Source organism: Pseudomonas sp. F007 (assembly GCF_057814275.1).
Map to the genome: position 1 here is coordinate 344,374 of NZ_JBVATA010000007.1, position 19,489 is coordinate 363,862.

The following is a 19,489-nucleotide window of genomic DNA, read 5'->3' on the forward strand; positions in this document are numbered from 1 at the left end:
GGAGCCTTTTTTATCCAGCGAGCGACTTACATGTTCGGGTAAGTCGGGCCGCCAGCCCCTTCCGGGGTGACCCAGGTGATGTTCTGTGCCGGGTCCTTGATGTCGCAGGTCTTGCAGTGCACGCAGTTCTGGGAGTTGATCTGGAAGCGCTTCTCGCCTTCTTCCTGAGTCACCACTTCGTACACGCCAGCCGGGCAGTAGCGCTGAGCGGGCTCATCGTACAGCGGCAGGTTCTTGCTGATCGGGATGCTCGCGTCAGCCAGCTTCAGGTGGCAAGGCTGTTCTTCTTCATGGTTGGTGCCGGAGATGAACACCGAGCTGAGCTTGTCGAAGCTGAGCTTGCCGTCCGGTTTCGGGTAGTCGATCTTCTTGCAGTCCGCCGCCAGTTTCAAGCATGCATAGTCCGGCTTGGTGTCGTGCAGGGTGAACGGCAGTTTGCCGCCGAAGATGTTCTGGTCGAGCCAGTTGAAACCACCGCCAACAATCGCGCCGAACTTGTGGATCGCCGGGCCGAAGTTGCGGCTGGCGAACAGTTCTTCGTAGAGCCAGCTGGCCTTGAACGAATCGACGTAGCTGGTCAGTTCGTCCGCGCCTTCGGAGCCGGCGAACAGTGCATCGGCCACCGAGTCGGCAGCGAGCATGCCGGACTTCATGGCGGTGTGGCTGCCCTTGATCTTGGCGAAGTTCAGGGTGCCGAGGTCGCAACCGATCAGCGCGCCGCCCTTGAACACCATCTTCGGCAGCGAGTTCAGGCCGCCTTTGCAGATGGCCCGTGCGCCGTAGCTGATGCGCTTGCCGCCTTCGAGGTACTGGGCTAGCACCGGGTGATGCTTGAGGCGCTGGAACTCGTCGAACGGCGACAGGTACGTGTTGCTGTAGGACAGATCAACGATCAGGCCGACGACGACCTGGTTGTTTTCCAGGTGATAGAGGAACGAGCCGCCAGTGTTCTCGGTGCCCATGATGTCCAGCGGCCAGCCGGCGGTGTGGACCACCAGGCCTGGCTGATGCTTGGCCGGGTCGATTTCCCAGATTTCCTTGAGACCGATGCCGTAGTGCTGGGCATCGGCGTCGCTGTCCAGGTTGTAGCGCTTGATCAGTTGCTTGCCGATATGGCCACGGCAGCCTTCGGCGAACAGGGTGTATTTGCCACGCAACTCCATGCCCGGGGTGTACAGGCCGTCTTTTGGATGGCCTTCGCGGTCGACACCGAGGTCGCCGGTGATGATCCCGCGCACCACACCGTTTTCGTCGATCAGCGCTTCCTGGGCGGCGAAGCCTGGGTAGATTTCCACGCCCAGGTTTTCGGCCTGCTGGGCCAGCCAGCGGCACAGGTTACCCAGGGAAATGATGTAGTTGCCTTCGTTGTGCATGGTCTTTGGCACAAAGAAGTCAGGGATTTTTTGCGCGCTTTCGGCATTTTTCAGCACGAAAATGTCGTCGCGGGTGACAGGTGTGTTCAGCGGGGCGCCGAGGTCTTTCCAGTCGGGGAACAGTTCGTTCAGCGCACGAGGTTCGAACACCGCACCGGACAGAATATGTGCGCCGACTTCGGAGCCTTTTTCGACCACGCAGACGCTAATTTCCTTACCGGCTTCGGTGGCCTTCTGCTTCAATCGGCAGGCGGCGGAAAGACCAGCGGGGCCGGCACCGACGATGACCACGTCGAATTCCATGTATTCGCGTTCCACAGGTTATCTCCTACTCAAGGCTCAACAGTTTTTTTTCTAATTGGAGGTTTGGTGTCGCATCGACGGATTGCTCCGTGACGCCGGCCAGTGGACAATCGATGGCTCACCCTTCTCTCTGGGTGGCGCATTATATCTACACCACTCTCAGCGTCCAATACAAACGTTTGTTTGAATTTGCTGGAAGCCTGATAAATCAAAGACGCGCGGCTGATAACTGACCGTTTTGCCGTATTGACCGGAATGGGTGTTCCGGTCAAGATACGGGCGGTTTTGCGCTCGCCGTAGGCTGGCTGTTGGTTTCAAGAGCACCTCTAAAGACAGGGCGAAGGCAATACAAGGTGACGTGCAGAAAGAGTTCGCTGCGCAGTTTACACGCCATGCAAGGCAATGACTCGTCAGTCACCCCTGACGAACGGTCATTGAGCCCGTGAGCGGAGTCACCCATTCACTGCCGGCGTTTTTAGAGGTGCCCTTGCGCCGTTGAGCTCAACCACCAGGTTCGCCTAGGCGACTTTCTTTTCACCGGAGAGTAACGAGGAATCCATGAAGGTTCTTGTAGCTGTCAAACGAGTGGTCGACTATAACGTCAAGGTTCGCGTCAAAGCGGACAACTCCGGCGTCGATCTCGCTAACGTCAAGATGTCGATGAACCCTTTCTGCGAAATCGCAGTGGAAGAAGCCGTACGCCTGAAAGAGAAGGGTGTTGCGACTGAAATCGTCGTCGTCTCCATCGGCCCGTCCACCGCTCAAGAGCAACTGCGCACTGCGCTGGCTCTGGGTGCCGACCGCGCCATCCTCGTCGAATCCGCCGAAGACCTGACTTCCCTGGCCGTTGCCAAGCTGCTGAAAGCTGTTGTCGACAAGGAACAGCCACAGCTGGTGATCCTGGGCAAGCAAGCCATCGACAGCGACAACAACCAGACTGGCCAGATGCTGGCTGCACTGAGCGGCTACGGTCAGGGCACTTTCGCCTCGAAAGTCGAAGTCAATGGCGACAGCGTTGCCGTGACTCGCGAAATCGACGGCGGCGCGCAGACCGTTTCCCTGAAACTGCCAGCGATCGTCACCACCGACCTGCGTTTGAACGAGCCGCGTTATGCGTCCCTGCCAAACATCATGAAAGCCAAGAAGAAGCCGCTTGAAACGCTGACTCCTGACGCTTTGGGCGTTCCCACCGCCTCCACCAACAAGACCCTGAAAGTCGAAGCGCCTGCTGCACGCAGCGCGGGTATCAAGGTCAAGTCGGTGGCTGAACTGGTCGAGAAACTGAAAAACGAAGCGAAGGTAATCTAATCATGACTATCTTGGTAATCGCTGAACACGACAACAAAGCAGTGGCCCCGGCCACGCTGAACACCGTGGCCGCTGCCGCCAAAATCGGTGGTGACGTGCATGTACTGGTTTCGGGTCAGGGCGTTGGTGCCGTGGCTGAGGCCGCTGCAAAAATCGCGGGTGTGAGCAAAGTACTGGTCGCTGATAACGCTGCCTACGCTCACCAACTGCCAGAAAACGTTGCCCCGCTGGTTGCTGAATTGGGCAAGGGCTACAGCCACATCCTGGCTGCCGCTACTTCCAACGGCAAAAACATCCTGCCACGCGTTGCCGCGCAGCTGGACGTTGACCAGATCTCCGAGATCATTGCCGTCGTCAGCGCTGACACCTTCCAGCGCCCGATCTACGCCGGTAACGCCATCGCGACCGTACAGTCCAACGCTGCAGTGAAAGTGATCACCGTGCGTGCCACCGGTTTCGACCCGGTTGCCGCTGAAGGTGGTTCGGCTGCCGTTGAATCGGTGGCTGCTGCTCACGACGCTGGTACTTCCAGCTTCGTGGGCGAAGAGCTGGCCAAGTCCGATCGTCCGGAACTGACCGCTGCCAAGATCGTCGTTTCCGGCGGCCGCGGCATGCAGAACGGCGACAACTTCAAACACTTGTACGCCCTGGCCGACAAGCTGGGCGCTGCTGTCGGCGCTTCCCGCGCGGCAGTGGACGCAGGTTTCGTACCCAACGACATGCAGGTCGGTCAGACCGGCAAGATCGTTGCTCCACAGCTGTACATCGCCGTCGGTATCTCCGGCGCGATCCAGCACCTGGCCGGCATGAAAGACTCCAAGGTGATCGTTGCGATCAACAAGGACGAAGAAGCGCCGATCTTCCAGGTGGCCGATTACGGCCTGGTGGCGGACCTGTTCGAAGCCATCCCTGAGTTGGAGAAGCTGGTCTAATCCAGCGGCTTCACTTATAAAGAGCCCGGCCAATTGGTCGGGTTTTTTTATTTCGACGATTTACCGGGGAGAGATACGCCATGGAGTTGCGTCGCTGGAGTGGCTGGTCGCTATGCCTGGGCCTGGTGCTGTTGCCTGGGGTGGCGAGCGCCGCCGGCAAGTGCGAGCGGCTGGTGGTCACCGGCAGCCCGGATGCACCGCCGTACCTGTGGCAAGACCCGCAGGACCCCACGCACCTGATCGGCGCCAATGCCGACCTGCTGCAGCAGGTGGGGCAGGAGCTGGGACTCAAGGTCGAGTTGCGTTATGCCGGCAAGCGTTCCGAAGCGCTGGAGGAAGTGCGCAGCGGGCGCATGGACATGCTCGCGGACGCCTCGCTGACTACCCGGCAGTTGGAATCGCTGGACTACATTCACCCGGCGCTGACCAGCAACGATTACCTGGTCTGGACCCGCAATGGTTCGACTCTGGACTACTCCAGCGCGCAGGACCTGGTCGGGCATGTCGGCGCGTTGTCGCAACAGGCACGCCTGACCCAGGAGTTCGAGGCGTTCGTGCAATCCCAACTGACCCTGGTCAGCACACCCAATCTGACCCAGGCCTTCCAGAAGCTGGTGTTGGGAGAAGTCGAGTTTGTCCTGGCTGGTCGTTACGCGGGCATGGCCATGACTCAGACCTTGAGCATCGCCAAGGACGTCCAGGCGTATTCGCCCGCGGTGGATAAACCCGGGCTGTACCTGGCCGTCTCCCACAACTCGGCGTGCAACGATCCATGGTTGCGCGGACAGTTGGCCAAAAAGATGACAGAATTGCCCGCCTCCGGTCTGACGGAAGCCGTGCTGCAGCGCAATCTGGAGCGCTGGAAAGCACATTTGAAACAGCCCGTCAGCGCCTCAAAACAGTAGGGATTTTTAGTGATTATTCGACCTCTTTGCGCTGTCCTGGCCGTTCTGGCCCTGGCGGGTTGTGCCGCCGATCCGGCACCGAATGAGCAAATGCGCCTGACCGCCCAGACCCTGGAGCAGGCCACAGCCGTTGGCGCCACGGCCGATGAAGTGCCCGAGCTGAAACTGGCCGAAGGCAAATATACCCAGGCCCAGGCCGACATGGCCGACCAGTCGTTCAAGGATGCCCGCATGCAGGCCGAACAGGCCGAACTCGACGCGCGGCTGGCGGAAGCCAAGGTCCTGACCCTCAAGAGCGAAGAGCAATTGAACGTGCTCAATACCCGCATTGCCCGTCTGCGCAAGCAACTGGGGGACGCCCAATGAACGCTAAAATGGGTGTGCTCGGCAGTTTGCTGGTGGTCGGTCTCTCCGGCTGCGCGGGGCAGCACAGTGATGCTTCCCTGCAACAGGCCAACACCGACTTCCAGAAGGTCAAGGAAGATTCGAATGTCCTGCGCATTGCGCCCAAGGACGTAATCCGCGCCGGCGAGTCGCTGGCCCGCGCCGATCGTCTATCGAGTTACTGGGGCAGCGGTGCGGACGTGCAGCACTACGCCTACCTGAGTCAGCGCTACAGCGAAATTGCCCGCCAGCACACCGAAAAGGCACTCAACGAGGAGCGTGCGGCCAAGTTGGAGCTGGAGCGTCAGCGCCTGCAACTGGCCTTGCGCGAGGCCAAACTGCTGAGCGTGCAACAGCAGGGTAAATGGCTGGAAGAGCAGATCATCAGCCTGGCCACGACCCAGACCGATCGCGGCCTGGTGATGACCCTCGGCGACGTGCTGTTCGACACCGGTGAAGCGGAGCTGAAAAGCTCGGCCAACCGCACTGTGCTGAAAATCGTCCAGTTCCTCCAGCTCAACCCCAAGCGGGTGGTGCGTATCGAAGGCTACACGGACAGCACGGGGGGCAAGCAGGAAAATCGCAAACTGTCCCGAGATCGCGCTCAGGCGGTGGCGGACATGCTGATGGACCTGGGCATTGACGACAAACGCATTCACGTCGAAGGCCACGGGGACGAGTACCCGGTCGAAGCCAATGCTTCGGAGCGGGGCAGGGCGCAGAACCGTCGCGTCGAAATCGTCTTCTCCGACGAAAAAGGCCAGCTCGGCGCTGCCCGCTAAGGGCAGCGTTACTGGAAAACCCGGCTCTTCAGAAGACGCCGGGTTTTTTTTCGCCTGCCAATCGGCGCACAAAACAGTACAGTTTTTGCTGACACTGGGCGGTACGCTCGATTATTGTGGTAACTGTTCCCGTACACTTTGAAACTGTGCTGAAACTGTACCTACAAAAATAAAACGCCCGTGCAATCGAGTGCCGCGTCATGACCAATCTACTGCTCTATCAACGTATCGCTCAGCAGCTCGCTGAGGATATCCGGCGCGGCGTCTATCAGCCCGGCGAACGTGTGCCTTCGGTGCGCAAGATGAGTTCGCAACTCAACGTCAGCCACGCGACGGTGCTCCAGGCCTACGCCAACCTGGAAGACCAGGGCTTGATTCGCGCGCGTCCGCAGTCGGGCTACTACGTGCACCAGACCCCGGCACTCACCGCACCGACGCCGGACATAGCCCGGGTCGAGCGGCCGGGGCTGGTGACGCGCAGCAGCATCATCCAGCAAGTGCTGGTCGAGTCCCGTCGCGAGGGGGTATTTCCGCTGGGCGCTGCAGTACCCAGTGTCGACTACTTGCCGGTACGGGCGTTGCACCAGCAGTTGGCCAAGGTCACGCGTTTTCACAGCCCACGGGCGTTCAGCTACATGTTCAGCCCGGGCTTCGAGCCCCTGCGTCGGCAGGTGGCGATTCGCATGCGCGATGCCGGGGTGGTGGTCGATCCTTCCGAAGTGGTGATTACTCACGGCTGCGTCGATGCGTTGCAGATGTCGCTACGGGTGCTGACCCGCCCGGGCGACCTGATCGCCGCTGAATCTCCGACCTATTACGGCCTGCTGCAACTGGCGGATCTGCTCGGCCTCAAAGTCATCGAGATTCCCAGCGACCCGTCCACCGGCATGAGCCTGGAAGCCCTGCAACTGGCAGCCAACCAGTGGTCGATCAAGGCGCTGGTGCTGACCACACGCCTGAGCAATCCGCTGGGCGGGACCATGCCGGAGGAGCGGCAGAAACAACTGCTGCGCCTGGCCTCGGACTTCGATATCCAGGTGGTCGAAGATGATATCTACGGCGAATTGATGTTCGAACAGGGGCGTACCAAGTCCCTCAAGGCCTATGACCGCCTGGATCGGGTGATCTACTGCTCGAGCTTTTCCAAGACCCTGTCACCCGGTGTGCGCATCGGCTGGATGATCGCCGGCAAGTACCAGCAGGAAATCCAGCGCCTGCAGACCTTCAGTACACATTCGGCATGCAGCGTCACGCAGATGGCGATCGCCGCCTACCTGGAAAACGGTGGTTACGACCGGCACTTGCGTTACATCCGCCAGGAGTACCGCAAGAACCTGAGTGCGTTCCAGCTGGCGGTGCAGCAGTACTTCCCCGAAGGCACGCAAATGACCCGGCCCACGGGCGGCTTTATCCTGTGGGTCAGTTTGCCGGGGCGGGTCAATACCCAGGAACTGCACGTGCGCGCCCTGCAGCAGGGGATCAGCATCGCGCCAGGGCTTATTTTCAGTAACACCGAACAGTTCAACCACTGTATTCGCCTGAACTGCGGGATCCCGTGGAATCGAGAGGCCGAGCGGACGTTGATGACCTTGGGCATGCTGGCGACCCAGCTGTGCCAGGAAACGGCCAGTGGTTTTTGAGATTGACTAGCATTGCCTGCTTGTCAGCGCTCGTCCAACAAGCGAGCATATGGCCCTCTGCCGTTAGTGCTGTAGGGCTCATGAAAGCGATTTTCCCCATTGGTATGCTGTTGGCCTGTCTGTTGAGTGTCTCAAATGGTGGCTCCGTGATGGCCGCCACCGCTGCAGACAAGCCAGTGGCCGCGAGCCGCGAACAGGCGGGGAAAAAAGCCGTACCGGTGAAAAAGCCTGACACCACGAAAAAAGCCGCCCCACAGAAAAAACGCCCCCCCGTTGCTTCGAAGTCCAAGTCGGCCAGCGAACTGGTGCGAACCACCAATTTGCCGTCCACCAACGTCGACTTGAGCCTGCCCCCCGAGATGGTCAAGCAGCTGCAGCCTCTGGGTTCGGTTCCGCTCGTCAAGCGCACACCGTTGCTGCCGCCATTGTTCGGCGAAAAACCCAAGGAAGACGGCAAGTTCCAGCTCAATGGCCGGCTGATCTCCAATGAGTTGCAATTGCAGATGCGCAACGAAGATCACCGGGAAATCGAGGGCGCGGCCCTGGAATTCCAGTTCAATCAGTAAAACCCGACGGCAGGTGTGACCTGCGGGCCAGACGCTTTGTCGCAAGACTGACCAGTCACGCAAAAATGCGCGAAAAGCCATGGGCAGCCAATTTCAAACGGCTGTTTAAGGGCGTACTCTAGTCCCCGTCATTCAACACACTAGCCATCCCGAGGTTGTCGTCATGCAGTGCCGAGAAGGCTGTGGCGCTTGCTGTATCGCCCCTTCCATCAGTACCCCGATTCCGGGCATGCCCAATGGCAAGCCGGCGGGCGAACGTTGTGTGCAACTTTCTGTCGATAATCTGTGCAGGATTTTCGGCCAGCCCGAGCGGCCAGCGGTCTGTGGCGCATTTCAGGCGGATATCGAAGTTTGTGGCGCCAGCCAGGAAGAAGCCATCACGTTGATCGGATGGTGGGAGCAGATGACCGCGGCGTAGTGTGTTCAACGAACGGAACTTCAACAATAAGGAACAAGACTATGGGTTCGCTGCATCGTATCGCTGTGTTGTGTGGTTTGACCGCCGTGTTGGCCTCGACCGTGGTCCAGGCCGAAGACTGGAAAGTCGCCAAGAACGAAGACGGCATCAAGATTTCCTTGAGTGAAATCCCCGGCTCCGACTACAAGTCCTACCAGGGTGTGACCCTGATGAAGACCACCGTCGCCAAGCTGCGCGCGCTTCAGGAAGACGTTGCGGGAGCCTGTGCCTGGATTCATGAGTGCAAAATGCAGAAGCAGCTCAAGCACGAAGGCGACCAGAGCTGGACCTACACTCAGTTCAACACGCCTTGGCCGGTGACCCCGCGTGATTCGGTGCTGCACGTGACCACCGTCGAGAACGCCGATGGCAGCCTGACCCGCAACCTCGAAGGCGTACCCAAGTACATCCCCGAAGAAAAAGGCTTTGTCCGTGTGACCCAGGTCAAGGGCTTCTGGAAGTTCGTGCCCAAGGGCGATCAGGTCGAAGTCACCTACCAGGTGCACACCGAGCCGGGTGGTAGCGTACCGGCCATGGTTGCCAACAAGTTCGTGGTCGATGCCCCCTTCGAAACCCTCAAGGCCCTCAAGGCCCGCGCCGAAAAATAAGCGATGTGTGCCGGAACGGCTTCGTCCGTTCCGGCGCTGCTGACGCCGGGAACGATTTCCGGTCCTTCGCGGTCGAGATACAGGTAAGCCCATTGGCGGGCTTTGCCGAGGAGGCAGCGATGCAAAAGTGGCAAATCACCTTTGTTGATGATCACGGTGAGCAAAGCGTCGAGCAATTCGACTGCGAGCAAAAACCGGACATGGAAAAGGCGGCACAACTGATTCGCGCCAAACTGCTCCCGGTTCCGGCCGAGCTGGACCTCAATGACCTGGAAGGTCGTACCGCCGAACCGACGGTCAAAAGCCTGAAATCCCAGAACAGCATACAAATCCTCGCGATTACTCCAATTCCTTGATTCCTCTTGATCCAGACCTTGGCAGCCGCTCTGACTTGGGGCTACTCTGCAAGCGAGATCAGCGAATGGATCGCTAAGGTCTGGTCTTGTCAGCTACATGCTTGTTTCCCGGCGGCAACTCGGTTGCCGTATCGCCCGCCAGGCGGGTGCAGGGAGTACGGAAAGTCTATCCATCGGATTGCGGAGGACGTTTCATGAGCACAGCCTATCAAGAAGACATCAGCAGCAGCGTGCTGCGCCGCATGAAAGAAGGCGGTTTTGATTTTTCACGGTTCCATCCCATCGAGTTCTACGCCATTTTCCCGGACGAGGAGCGGGCACGCAGGGCGGCAGGGCATTTTCGCGGTGAATCCTTGAATGCGCAGATCAGTGTGCGCGATGACGGTGCCTGGTATCTGGAGCTGAGCAAGGTGATGTTCGCCACCTACGGCGGCATCGGTGATTTTGAACAGGACTTTGAAGCGGTGGTCGAGCCTTTGGGCGGGATTATCGAAGGCTGGGGTGTCAAGCACGAGGTACGAGGGCAACTCGCATAACATCATGAACAGCAACAACACGCAGCGACGGCTGACCCTTGGGTCGGCCGTTCTGGTTTCTGCAGGATAAAAAAAGCCACCTGAGCAGGTGGCCAAAAGGGAAGAGTGTTAGGCACAGCGCTGTCAGACAGCGGCTTTGTGCGCGGTAGGACAATTGTTGGCAAGCAGCAGCGAGCCGTGAAATGAACTGTGGCTATGCGCCTCATAGCCATTTGCCCTGCCTCGCCATGGAGCGTGGGCGCCAAGGCTGCAGCGTTCGCTGCACAGGGATGGTGCGGCGCCTTTGGCGGCTTCATGCAACTCATTGAAATTGAAAGGCTAATGCCGCTGGCACGGGCCTTGCGAAGGCAAGGTGTCCGTGTGACAAGGAGTACGGCATGATCCGCACCTATTTTGACGAGATGTACGACGCGGGTGGCCAGGTCCGTCCGCACTACCGGGAATTCGCCCGTTGGTTGGCTGAAACGCCTGACGAGCTGTTGGCACAACGCCGACGCGAGGCCGATCTGCTGTTTCATCGCGCCGGTATCACCTTCACCCTCTACGGCGACGAACAGGGCACCGAGCGCCTGATTCCCTTCGACACTATCCCTCGCAGCATTCCCGCCAGCGAGTGGCGCATCGTCGAGCGTGGCTGCATCCAAAGGGTCAAGGCCCTGAATATGTTCCTCGCTGATCTGTACCACGAGCAGCGGATCATCAAGGCCGGCATTATTGCCCCGGAACAGGTGCTGGCCAACGAGCAATACCAACTTGCCATGCAGGGCCTGGACCTGCACCGCGATATCTACTCCCACATCTCCGGCGTCGACCTGGTGCGCGACGGCGACGGCACCTATTACGTACTCGAAGACAACCTGCGCACCCCCAGCGGTGTCAGCTACATGCTCGAAGACCGCAAGATGATGATGCGCCTGTTCCCCGAATTGTTCGCCGCGCAACGCATCGCGCCCATCGATCACTACCCGAACCTGCTGCTCGACACCCTGAAAAGCTCCAGCCCCATCGATGACCCGAGTGTCGTGGTGCTGACCCCCGGACGCTTCAATAGCGCCTTCTTCGAACACGCCTTTCTCGCGCGGGAAATGGGTGTGGAACTGGTGGAGGGCGCCGATCTGTTCGTGCGTGACGACAAGGTCTTCATGCGCACCACCGATGGGCCCAAGGCGGTGGATGTGATCTACCGCCGGCTCGACGATGCGTTCCTCGATCCGCTGGCCTTCAACCCGGATTCGATGCTCGGTGTGCCGGGGCTGCTGTCGTCCTACCGCAGCGGCAACGTGGTGCTGGCCAACGCCATCGGCACCGGGGTGGCGGATGACAAGTCGGTCTATCCCTACGTCACCGAGATGATTCGTTTCTACCTGGACGAGGAACCCATCCTGCAAAACGTGCCGACCTGGCAGTGTCGCAACCCCTCGGAGCTGTCCCACGTGCTCGCTCACCTGCCGGAACTGGTGGTCAAGGAAACCCAGGGGTCCGGCGGCTACGGCATGCTGGTCGGTCCGGCGGCAACGGCGGCCGAGATCGAGCTGTTCCGGGCGCGGATCAAGGCCAAGCCGCACGCCTATATCGCCCAACCGACGTTATCGCTGTCGACCTGTCCGACCTTCGTCGAGAACGGTATCGCCCCGCGTCATATCGATTTGCGGCCGTTTGTCCTGTCCGGACGCGAAACCCGTGTGGTGCCGGGTGGATTGACTCGAGTCGCATTGCGCGAAGGCTCGCTGGTGGTCAACTCCTCCCAGGGTGGTGGAACCAAGGACACCTGGGTCGTCGAGGATTGAAGGAAACTTGCCATGTTGAGTAGAACTGCTTCGGACCTGTATTGGATGTCGCGTTACCTGGAGCGGGCGGAAAACCTCGCACGGATGCTCGACATCAGTTATTCGCTGTCGCTGATGCCGCAGGACGGTCGCGGCGACGGCTTGCATGAACTGGCGATGCCCTTGCTGATCACCGGCACCCTGGACGACTACCTGGAGCGTCATGGGGCGCTGCATGCCGAACGCCTGCTGCATTTCTTCGCCCTCGATGCGGCCAATCCGGCCAGCATCTACAGCTGCCTGGGGGCGGCGCGGGCAAGTGCCCATGCGGTGCGTGGGCGAATCACCGCGGATATGTGGGAAAACATCAACGCGACCTGGCTGGAAATTCGTGGGATTGCCGAACAGGGCCTGGGACGCTACGGCATGAGCCGATTCTGCGAGTGGATCAAGGAGCGCTCGCACCTGTTCCGCGGTGCCTCCTACGGCACCATCATGCGCAACGATGCCTTTCGTTTCATTCGCCTGGGGACCTTCGTCGAGCGCGCTGACAACACCCTCAGGCTGCTGGATGCGCGCTACGAAATGGCCGGCGACCAGGCGGAAGCCGTCAGTGATGGCACCGCCCATGCTTATTACCAGTGGAGTGCCTTGCTGCGGGCCTTGTCGTCATTCGAGGCCTACACCGAGATCTACCGCGATGCGCCGGGCGCCCGCCAGGTTGCCGAGCTGTTGTTGCTGCGGGCCGACGTGCCGCGCTCGCTGCGCGCCTGCACCGAGGAAATCGATCAGATCCTCGCCCAGCTTCCCGGTACCAACGGCCGCCCAGCGCAACGCCTGGCAGCGGAAATGGACGCCCGCCTGCGTTACACCGGCATCAACGAAATCCTCGACGAAGGCCTGCACGCCTGGCTGAACGAGTTCATCCCACTGGTTCGCCAGCTGGGTAACGCCATACACAGTTCCTACCTGGAGGCGGCATGAGACTTTCCATTAGCCACGAAACCACCTACCACTACGATGATCAGGTGCGAGCGAGTATTCAGTATGTGCGGCTGACACCCCACGACAGCGAGCGCCAGCAGGTGCTCGATTGGCAGCTCGAACTGCCGCGACCGGTGCGCGCCCAGCTCGATCCGTTCGGCAATATCCTGCATGTGCTGACCCTGGACGAACCGCACGAGGCGATCCGCATCGGCGCGCGCGGGCTGGTGGACATTGATGAGTTGCGCGAAGCCGAGCACGAGTCGCAGTCGGCGCTGCCATTCCTGCGCTTCACCCGACTGACCGAGGCGGACGAGGCCTTGCGTGCCTTCGCCGAACAGCAATGCCGGCAACGGCGAGACCGCAGTGCCCTGATCGACCTGATGCATGGCCTGCATCAGCACATTGCCTACACGCCCGGTTCGACCGTGGTGGAAAGCTGTGCCGCCGACGCATTTGCCGGGCGCGCCGGGGTTTGCCAGGACCACGCCCATGCGTTCATCGCTTGCGCCCGCAGCCTGGGCATTGCGGCGCGCTATGTCTCGGGATACCTCTACAGCGAAAACACCGAGCACCTGGCCAGCCATGCCTGGGCCGAGGCCTGGCTCGACGATGCCTGGTACAGCTTCGATGTCACCAACCAACTGGCCCGCCCCGAGCGCCACCTGAAACTGGCGGTCGGCCTGGATTACCTCGACGCCTGCCCGGTTCGCGGCATGCGCCGGGGCGGCGGCAGCGAACAGATGCACGCCAAGGTGTTCGTCACGCCGATGCCATTGCCGGTGATTGCGGTACAGCAGCAATAGCCAGGGATCAATGGCTGGCCTTGCGCCCGGCCATGTGCTGCAGGTAGCTGATGAGCATCTGCAGCTCGGCGTCCGGCAACACCGCCGGGGAAAAGCCGGGCATCTTCGCCTGTGGCCATTGGCGCAGGCTCTGCGGGTCGCGGATGTAACGCTTGAGGAATTCGCCACCGAAATATTCGGTGGGGCTGTAGGGAATGTTCAGGTCGGGGCCGAACTGCGCGTCGCCCGCGCCATTGAGGCGGTGACAGGCCAGGCAGTTTTTCTGGAACAGGGCGAAGCCTTGATTGATCGGATCGTTGGCGGCCAGGGCAGGGTCGGGCAGCAGCGCGGGGAAACGTTCGGCCACCGGCGCCAGGCGCTTGATGCTGGCGACCTGGAACGGCCATTGCTCCGGACTTATATGCCCGGCTTCAGGGTGGGTCCACACCAGATAAAACGGCCCGGCACTCGGTTTGCCGGACGCCAGGGCCGGCCAGGGCTGGGCCGGGTCTTCAATCGCCAGCCACGCCTGCGCACCTTGGCTGTTGAGCAGCGGCCCGGCCGGCAATTCGGCGGCAAACCCGTCGAGGGCCACGGCCTGCAAATGGTCGGAGGTCTTGATGCCGGTCAGCAGGACCGCCAGGGGGACGGCACGGTACTGCATGTCGCGCTTGTAGGAGACATCGTCAGGGACGGTAATGGTTCGGGTCTGGGGCAGTTGCAGCAACGCCTGGGTCTGCCAGGTGCGGCTGCCGTTGCCCAGGTCCAATACCAGTTGCGCGGCCTGCAAGGGCAGGCCGAGCAACAAGGCTGAGAGAAAAAGCAGTGCTTTCACGTGAGCGCCGTCCGTTCGTGGTCATGCCGTCAAGGGTGGCACAGGCACGAAGAGCCGAACAGCGAGTGCAACGTAATTTGCGTAAAGCAACACAGTGTCGGCGCTGGATCAGCCGATGACCTTGGTCAGGTTCGGCAAAATCAGCAGCAGGGTGGTAGCGAATAGAATGAGCCCGGCTTGACGCACTTTTTGTTGTTTGAACATGGCTGACCGCCTTTTTTGTTATGTCCTGAGCGTCGAATGCTTGCCTGCATTTCTCCATGACGGCAAAGCGCTTTATTAGTGTGGTCTGGCTTCGAGGGCCTCGGCAAAACCCGACGGCTACCTCGTACACTTCACATTAGGGGCCCAGCGGGCTGTGGTTTAGATCCCTTTCGTATCAGCTTGGTACTCGAAGTTTCTAAAAACGCATAAGGCCTATTGCCACCTGCTTTGCCGACCGTTGGCTAGACAGTTCGCTGTCCTGAAACGGTTAACCCGATAGCTCACTACCGTTCGTCTGAGCGTGGCGGTCAAGGCCATTGAGCGCTTGGGTCATTGAATCCGTTGGGGCGCAGCTTAAGGTGAAGACTCATTGATCTTGCACCTGCGCGGCAGTCCGAGGATGACATGACCCAAGCCCTGATTTTCGATGCGGTACGCACCCCCCGTGGCCGCGGCAAGGCCGATGGCGCCTTGTACAGCGTCAAGCCGGTGAATCTGCTGGCCGGCCTGTTGGGTGCGCTGCAACAGCGCACCCAACTCGACACCAGCCAGGTCGATGACATCGTGCTGGGTTGCGTCACCCCGGTGGGAGACCAGGGCGCCGACATCGCCAAGACCGCCGCGTTGGTGGCCGATTGGGATGTCAGCGTCGCCGGGGTGCAGATCAACCGGTTCTGTGCCTCGGGCCTTGAGGCGGTCAACCTCGGCGCGATGAAAGTGCGTTCCGGATTCGAAGACCTGGTGGTCGTCGGTGGCGTCGAGTCGATGTCGAGGGTGCCCATGGGCAGCGACGGCGGGGCCTGGGCGATGGACCCGCAGACCAACCTGCACACGCACTTCACCCCCCAGGGTGTCGGCGCTGATCTGATCGCCACGCTCGAAGGCTTCAGCCGCGAGGATGTCGATCATTTCGCCCTGCACTCCCAACTCAAGGCGGCCCGTGCCCGGGCGGACGGTTCGTTCCGCAAATCCCTGGTGCCGGTGCAGGACCAGAACGGCATCGTGCTGCTCGATCATGACGAGTTCATCCGTGCCGACTCGACGCTCGAAGGCCTGGGCAAGCTCAAGCCGAGCTTCGAGATGATCGGGCAGATGGGCTTCGACGCCACCGCGCTGCGGGTCTACAGCCACGTCGAACGGATTCACCACGTGCATACGCCGGGCAACAGCTCGGGGATTGTCGACGGCGCGGCGCTGATGCTGATCGGTTCCGAAGCCAGCGGCAAGGCGCTGGGCCTGCAGCCGCGGGCGCGAATCGTCGCCACGGCCGTCACCAGCACCGACCCGACCATCATGCTCACCGGTCCAGCACCGGCTACGCGCAAGGCGCTGGCCAAGGCCGGGTTGCGAGTCGAAGACATCGATCTGTTCGAAGTCAACGAGGCCTTCGCCTCGGTGGTGCTCAAGTTCATCAAGGACATGGCCGTCGACCCGGCCAAGGTCAACGTCAACGGCGGCTCGATTGCCTTGGGCCATCCGCTGGGCGCCACGGGCTGCGCAATTCTCGGCACCTTGCTCGATGAGCTGGAAGTGCGCCAGCAACGCTACGGTCTGGCCACGCTCTGTGTCGGCGGCGGCATGGGTATCGCCACCATCATCGAGCGCCTTTGAGCCCCCTGACTGCGAGGAACACTCACATGAATGATGCCATTCGTTACGAAGCAGGCCAGGACCGCATCGTGGTACTGACCATCGACATGCCGGGCCAGAGCGCCAATACCATGAACGCGGTGTACGGCCAGGCCATGGCCGCGTGCGTGGCGCGCCTGCAGGCGGACAAGGAGTCGATTGCCGGGGTGATCATTACCTCGGCGAAAAAGACGTTTTTTGCCGGCGGCGACCTCAATGAGCTGATCAAGGTCGGCAAGCCGGACGCCAAGGCCTTTTATGATCGAGTGCTGGCGCTCAAACGCCAATTGCGCAGCCTCGAGACCCTGGGCAAGCCGGTGGTGGCAGCCATCAACGGCGCGGCATTGGGTGGCGGCTGGGAGATCTGCCTGGCGTGCCATCATCGCATCGCCGTCGATCATCCCTCGCTGCAACTCGGCCTGCCGGAAGTGACCCTGGGCCTGTTGCCCGGGGGCGGAGGGGTGGTGCGCATGGTGCGTCTGCTGGGGCTGGAAAAGGCCCTGCCGTATCTGCTGGAAGGCAAGCGGGTACGCCCGGCGCAAGCCCTGCAAGCAGGGCTGGTGGATCAGCTGGCGAGCGATCGTGATGACCTGCTGGCCAAGGCCCGGGCCTGGATTCTCGAGCATCCGACGGTCCAGCAACCCTGGGATGTGAAGGGCTACCAGATTCCCGGCGGCACACCGTCCCACCCCAAGGTCGCGCAAATGCTCGCCATCGCGCCTTCGATCCTGCGCAGCAAGACCCAGGGCTGCATGCCGGCACCGGAAAAAATCCTCTGTGCGGCGGTCGAAGGCGCGCAGGTGGATTTCGACACCGCGCAGTTGATCGAGACCCGCTACTTCACCGAACTGACCGCCGGCCAGGTGGCGAAGAACATGATCGGCACCTTCTGGTTCCAGTTGAATCAGATCAACGCCGGCGGTTCGCGGCCCCAGGGTTTTGCCCCTTATGTGACGCGCAAGGTCGGGGTGCTGGGGGCGGGCATGATGGGCGCCGGGATCGCCTATGTCAGCGCCGTTGCCGGTGTCGAGGTGGTGCTCAAGGACATCAGTCTGGCGGCGGCCGAGAAGGGCAAGGCGCATTCGGCGGCGTTGCTCGAGAAGAAAGTCGCCCGTGGTCAGCTCGGTAGCGAACAGGGCGACAGCATCCTGGCTCGCATCACGCCCACCGCCCAGGACGCCGATCTGGCCGGATGCGACCTGATCATCGAAGCCGTGTTCGAAGACCGCGAGCTCAAGGCCAGGGTCACGGCGGCGGCGCAGCAAGTGGTCGGTGACCAGGCGTTGATCGCCTCCAACACCTCGACCCTGCCGATCACCGGCCTGGCCCGGGCAGTCCCGGATCCGGGCAAATTCATCGGTCTGCATTTCTTCAGCCCGGTGGACAAGATGCCCTTGGTGGAAATCATCAAGGGCGCGCACACCAGCGACGAAAGCCTGGCCCGGGCTTTCGATTTTGTCCTGCAGATCAAGAAGACCCCGATTGTGGTCAATGACAGTCGTGGCTTCTTCACCTCCCGTGTATTCGGCACCTTCACCAACGAAGGCATCGCGATGCTCGGCGAGGGCGTCGCCGCGCCGCTGATTGAAACCGAGGCGCGCAAGGCGGGCATGCCGATTGGCCCGCTAGCGATTTCCGACGAAGTCTCGCTGAGCCTGATGAGCCATATCCGCCAGCAAACCGCCAGGGACCTGCAGGCCGAAGACCGGCCGTTGCCCAGTCACCCGGCGTTCACCGTGATCGACCTGTTGCTCAACGACTGCCAGCGCGCGGGCAAGGCCGCCGGCGGCGGTTTCTACGACTATCCGCCTGGCGCGCAGAAACACCTGTGGCCTGAGTTGAAAGCGCGTTTCGAGCGCGCCGACGGGCAAATCCCGGCCAAGGATGTGCGCGATCGCCTGCTGTTCGTGCAAGCGCTGGAAACCGTGCGTTGTGTCGAGGAAGGTGTGTTGCTGTCGACGGCAGACGCCAACATCGGCTCGATCTTCGGCATTGGTTTCGCGCCATGGACGGGCGGGGCGTTGCAATTCATCAATCAGTACGGGCTGGCGGACTTTGTCGCGCGTACCCAGTACCTTGCCGAGCAATATGGCGAACGCTTCGCGCCCCCGGCATTGCTGTTGGCGAAAGCATCGCGGGGCGAGCTGTTTTAAGCGCATGATGGGAATTGCGGGGCTTGCCTTGTCACGGTGTTTCAAGGCAGGCTCTGGGGTGTTCGTTATTCCCATCATCGTGTCAGGTATTTTTTATGTCGCTACGCATCTGCATCCTCGAGACCGACATCCTGCGTCCAGAACTGGTCGATCAGTACCAGGGTTACGGGCAGATGTTCCAGCGCCTGTTTTCCCAGCAGCCGATCGCTGCCGAATTCACCGTGTACAACGTGGTGCAGGGCGAATACCCCAGCGACGACCTGAGCTTCGATGCCTATCTGGTCACCGGCAGCAAGGCCGATTCGTTCGGCACCGACCCGTGGATCGAAACCCTGAGAACGTACCTGCTGGCGCGCTACGAGCGCGGCGACAAGCTGCTGGGCGTGTGCTTTGGCCATCAACTGCTGGCCCTGCTGCTGGGCGGCAAGAGCGAGCGCGCGAGCCAGGGGTGGGGTGTCGGCACCCATAACTACAAACTGGCGGCCAAGGCGCCGTGGATGAGTCCGGTGCGTGAAGAGCTGACGCTGCTGATCAGCCACCAGGACCAGGTGACCGAACTCCCGGAAAACGCCACGGTGATCGCCTCCAGCGATTTCTGCCCCTATGCCGCCTATCACATCAACGACCAGGTGCTGTGTTTCCAGGGGCATCCGGAATTCATTCACGACTATTCGCGGGCGTTGCTCGATATCCGCCAGGAATTTCTCGGCGAGCAGATCTATCAGAAGGGCGTGGCCAGCCTGGCCCAGGACCATCACGGCACCACGGTTGCCGAGTGGATGATGCGCTTCGTCGCACACAAGCCGCAAACCCAGGCGTCCTGAGGCGCCGTTCATGACAGCCAGCGGCTGAACCCGGGCTGAACAATCCGGGGAATCGCCAAAGGCTGTTTGTCTCAAGGTTTACTCGGTAAAACCAGCGGCGTAAGCTGCGCGCGTTTTCATCAATTGCGGAGACCCACAGTGGGTACTTGTTCGAGTGAC

At 61.0% G+C, this 19,489-nt stretch carries 19 protein-coding genes; 17 read left to right on the forward strand and 2 right to left on the reverse strand.

Annotation, left to right across the window (positions count from 1 at the left end):
- Window positions 1-26: 26 nt before the first annotated feature.
- Complete coding sequence (locus ACZYR5_RS19500) at window positions 27-1,691, reverse strand: electron transfer flavoprotein-ubiquinone oxidoreductase (protein WP_489091096.1); 1,665 nt, start codon at window positions 1,689-1,691, stop codon at window positions 27-29.
- A 543-nt stretch (window positions 1,692-2,234) separates the two neighbouring features.
- Between ACZYR5_RS19500 and ACZYR5_RS19505 the strand changes: the two genes are divergently transcribed.
- The 14 genes from ACZYR5_RS19505 to ACZYR5_RS19570 all read left to right on the forward strand — a co-directional run bounded on the left by ACZYR5_RS19505 (window position 2,235) and on the right by ACZYR5_RS19570 (window position 13,706).
- Window positions 2,235-2,984 (forward strand): electron transfer flavoprotein subunit beta/FixA family protein, encoded by a 750-nt coding sequence (locus ACZYR5_RS19505; RefSeq protein WP_489091097.1) that lies wholly within the window; start codon window positions 2,235-2,237, stop codon window positions 2,982-2,984.
- Between the two features lie 2 nt (window positions 2,985-2,986).
- Window positions 2,987-3,916, forward strand: a complete 930-nt coding sequence (locus ACZYR5_RS19510; protein ID WP_027618712.1) for an FAD-binding protein — start codon at window positions 2,987-2,989, stop codon at window positions 3,914-3,916.
- Window positions 3,917-3,996: 80 nt separating this feature from the next.
- The gene (locus tag ACZYR5_RS19515; protein ID WP_489091098.1) at window positions 3,997-4,821 is read left to right on the forward strand and encodes a substrate-binding periplasmic protein; all 825 of its coding nucleotides are present in this window, start codon (window positions 3,997-3,999) and stop codon (window positions 4,819-4,821) included.
- A 9-nt stretch (window positions 4,822-4,830) separates the two neighbouring features.
- Complete coding sequence (locus ACZYR5_RS19520; RefSeq protein WP_489091099.1) at window positions 4,831-5,187, forward strand: DUF4398 domain-containing protein; 357 nt, start codon at window positions 4,831-4,833, stop codon at window positions 5,185-5,187.
- Window positions 5,184-5,987 carry an OmpA family protein gene (locus ACZYR5_RS19525; RefSeq protein WP_489091100.1) on the forward strand — a complete coding sequence of 268 codons (804 nt, stop codon included), beginning with the start codon at window positions 5,184-5,186 and terminating at the stop codon, window positions 5,985-5,987. Before ACZYR5_RS19520 ends, ACZYR5_RS19525 begins: the two co-directional genes overlap by 4 nt.
- 200 nt (window positions 5,988-6,187) lie before the next feature.
- Window positions 6,188-7,627 carry an aminotransferase-like domain-containing protein gene (locus tag ACZYR5_RS19530; protein WP_027618716.1) on the forward strand — a complete coding sequence of 480 codons (1,440 nt, stop codon included), beginning with the start codon at window positions 6,188-6,190 and terminating at the stop codon, window positions 7,625-7,627.
- Window positions 7,628-7,707: 80 nt separating this feature from the next.
- Window positions 7,708-8,193, forward strand: a complete 486-nt coding sequence (locus ACZYR5_RS19535) for a translation initiation factor 2 (protein WP_489091229.1) — start codon at window positions 7,708-7,710, stop codon at window positions 8,191-8,193.
- Between the two features lie 163 nt (window positions 8,194-8,356).
- Window positions 8,357-8,611: a YkgJ family cysteine cluster protein gene (locus ACZYR5_RS19540; RefSeq protein ID WP_489091101.1), complete on the forward strand. Its 255-nt coding sequence runs from the start codon at window positions 8,357-8,359 to the stop codon at window positions 8,609-8,611.
- A gap of 41 nt (window positions 8,612-8,652) precedes the next feature.
- Window positions 8,653-9,258: an START domain-containing protein gene (locus ACZYR5_RS19545; RefSeq protein WP_489091102.1), complete on the forward strand. Its 606-nt coding sequence runs from the start codon at window positions 8,653-8,655 to the stop codon at window positions 9,256-9,258.
- A gap of 119 nt (window positions 9,259-9,377) precedes the next feature.
- A complete protein-coding gene (locus tag ACZYR5_RS19550) occupies window positions 9,378-9,614 on the forward strand; it encodes a hypothetical protein (protein ID WP_489091103.1) in 237 nt (78 codons plus the stop codon).
- Window positions 9,615-9,808: 194 nt separating this feature from the next.
- Window positions 9,809-10,150 (forward strand): ribonuclease E inhibitor RraB, encoded by a 342-nt coding sequence (locus ACZYR5_RS19555; protein ID WP_489091104.1) that lies wholly within the window; start codon window positions 9,809-9,811, stop codon window positions 10,148-10,150.
- 377 nt (window positions 10,151-10,527) lie between these two features.
- Window positions 10,528-11,937, forward strand: a complete 1,410-nt coding sequence (locus tag ACZYR5_RS19560; protein ID WP_027618722.1) for a circularly permuted type 2 ATP-grasp protein — start codon at window positions 10,528-10,530, stop codon at window positions 11,935-11,937.
- Between the two features lie 12 nt (window positions 11,938-11,949).
- Entirely contained in the window at window positions 11,950-12,900 is a 951-nt protein-coding gene (locus ACZYR5_RS19565; RefSeq protein ID WP_489091105.1) for an alpha-E domain-containing protein, read from the forward strand.
- Window positions 12,897-13,706: a transglutaminase family protein gene (locus ACZYR5_RS19570; protein WP_489091106.1), complete on the forward strand. Its 810-nt coding sequence runs from the start codon at window positions 12,897-12,899 to the stop codon at window positions 13,704-13,706. The genes ACZYR5_RS19565 and ACZYR5_RS19570 overlap by 4 nt, the downstream gene beginning before the upstream one ends.
- Before the next feature lie 7 nt (window positions 13,707-13,713).
- On the opposite strand, the gene ACZYR5_RS19575 is transcribed toward ACZYR5_RS19570, so the two are convergent.
- A complete protein-coding gene (locus ACZYR5_RS19575) occupies window positions 13,714-14,520 on the reverse strand; it encodes a c-type cytochrome (RefSeq protein ID WP_489091107.1) in 807 nt (268 codons plus the stop codon).
- A gap of 609 nt (window positions 14,521-15,129) precedes the next feature.
- Here ACZYR5_RS19575 and ACZYR5_RS19580 point away from each other — a divergent pair.
- The 3 genes from ACZYR5_RS19580 to ACZYR5_RS19590 all read left to right on the forward strand — a co-directional run bounded on the left by ACZYR5_RS19580 (window position 15,130) and on the right by ACZYR5_RS19590 (window position 19,330).
- Complete coding sequence (locus ACZYR5_RS19580; RefSeq protein WP_489091108.1) at window positions 15,130-16,335, forward strand: acetyl-CoA C-acetyltransferase; 1,206 nt, start codon at window positions 15,130-15,132, stop codon at window positions 16,333-16,335.
- 26 nt (window positions 16,336-16,361) lie between these two features.
- Window positions 16,362-18,506: a 3-hydroxyacyl-CoA dehydrogenase NAD-binding domain-containing protein gene (locus ACZYR5_RS19585; RefSeq protein WP_489091109.1), complete on the forward strand. Its 2,145-nt coding sequence runs from the start codon at window positions 16,362-16,364 to the stop codon at window positions 18,504-18,506.
- Between the two features lie 95 nt (window positions 18,507-18,601).
- Window positions 18,602-19,330: an amidotransferase gene (locus ACZYR5_RS19590; RefSeq protein WP_489091110.1), complete on the forward strand. Its 729-nt coding sequence runs from the start codon at window positions 18,602-18,604 to the stop codon at window positions 19,328-19,330.
- Window positions 19,331-19,489: the final 159 nt, after the last annotated feature.

Bases quoted from the DNA above. Each gene is read 5' to 3' on its own strand.
- ACZYR5_RS19505 (WP_489091097.1), top strand. From the start codon at position 2,235: ATGAAGGTTCTTGTAGCTGTCAAACGAGTGGTCGACTATAACGTCAAG.
- ACZYR5_RS19555 (WP_489091104.1), top strand. From the start codon at position 9,809: ATGAGCACAGCCTATCAAGAAGACATCAGCAGCAGCGTGCTGCGCCGC.
- ACZYR5_RS19545 (WP_489091102.1), top strand. From the start codon at position 8,653: ATGGGTTCGCTGCATCGTATCGCTGTGTTGTGTGGTTTGACCGCCGTG.
- ACZYR5_RS19530 (WP_027618716.1), top strand. From the start codon at position 6,188: ATGACCAATCTACTGCTCTATCAACGTATCGCTCAGCAGCTCGCTGAG.
- ACZYR5_RS19535 (WP_489091229.1), top strand. From the start codon at position 7,708: ATGAAAGCGATTTTCCCCATTGGTATGCTGTTGGCCTGTCTGTTGAGT.
- ACZYR5_RS19560 (WP_027618722.1), top strand. From the start codon at position 10,528: ATGATCCGCACCTATTTTGACGAGATGTACGACGCGGGTGGCCAGGTC.
- ACZYR5_RS19570 (WP_489091106.1), top strand. From the start codon at position 12,897: ATGAGACTTTCCATTAGCCACGAAACCACCTACCACTACGATGATCAG.
- ACZYR5_RS19590 (WP_489091110.1), top strand. From the start codon at position 18,602: ATGTCGCTACGCATCTGCATCCTCGAGACCGACATCCTGCGTCCAGAA.
- ACZYR5_RS19540 (WP_489091101.1), top strand. From the start codon at position 8,357: ATGCAGTGCCGAGAAGGCTGTGGCGCTTGCTGTATCGCCCCTTCCATC.
- ACZYR5_RS19515 (WP_489091098.1), top strand. From the start codon at position 3,997: ATGGAGTTGCGTCGCTGGAGTGGCTGGTCGCTATGCCTGGGCCTGGTG.
- ACZYR5_RS19510 (WP_027618712.1), top strand. From the start codon at position 2,987: ATGACTATCTTGGTAATCGCTGAACACGACAACAAAGCAGTGGCCCCG.
- ACZYR5_RS19525 (WP_489091100.1), top strand. From the start codon at position 5,184: ATGAACGCTAAAATGGGTGTGCTCGGCAGTTTGCTGGTGGTCGGTCTC.
- ACZYR5_RS19580 (WP_489091108.1), top strand. From the start codon at position 15,130: ATGACCCAAGCCCTGATTTTCGATGCGGTACGCACCCCCCGTGGCCGC.
- ACZYR5_RS19565 (WP_489091105.1), top strand. From the start codon at position 11,950: ATGTTGAGTAGAACTGCTTCGGACCTGTATTGGATGTCGCGTTACCTG.
- ACZYR5_RS19550 (WP_489091103.1), top strand. From the start codon at position 9,378: ATGCAAAAGTGGCAAATCACCTTTGTTGATGATCACGGTGAGCAAAGC.
- ACZYR5_RS19585 (WP_489091109.1), top strand. From the start codon at position 16,362: ATGAATGATGCCATTCGTTACGAAGCAGGCCAGGACCGCATCGTGGTA.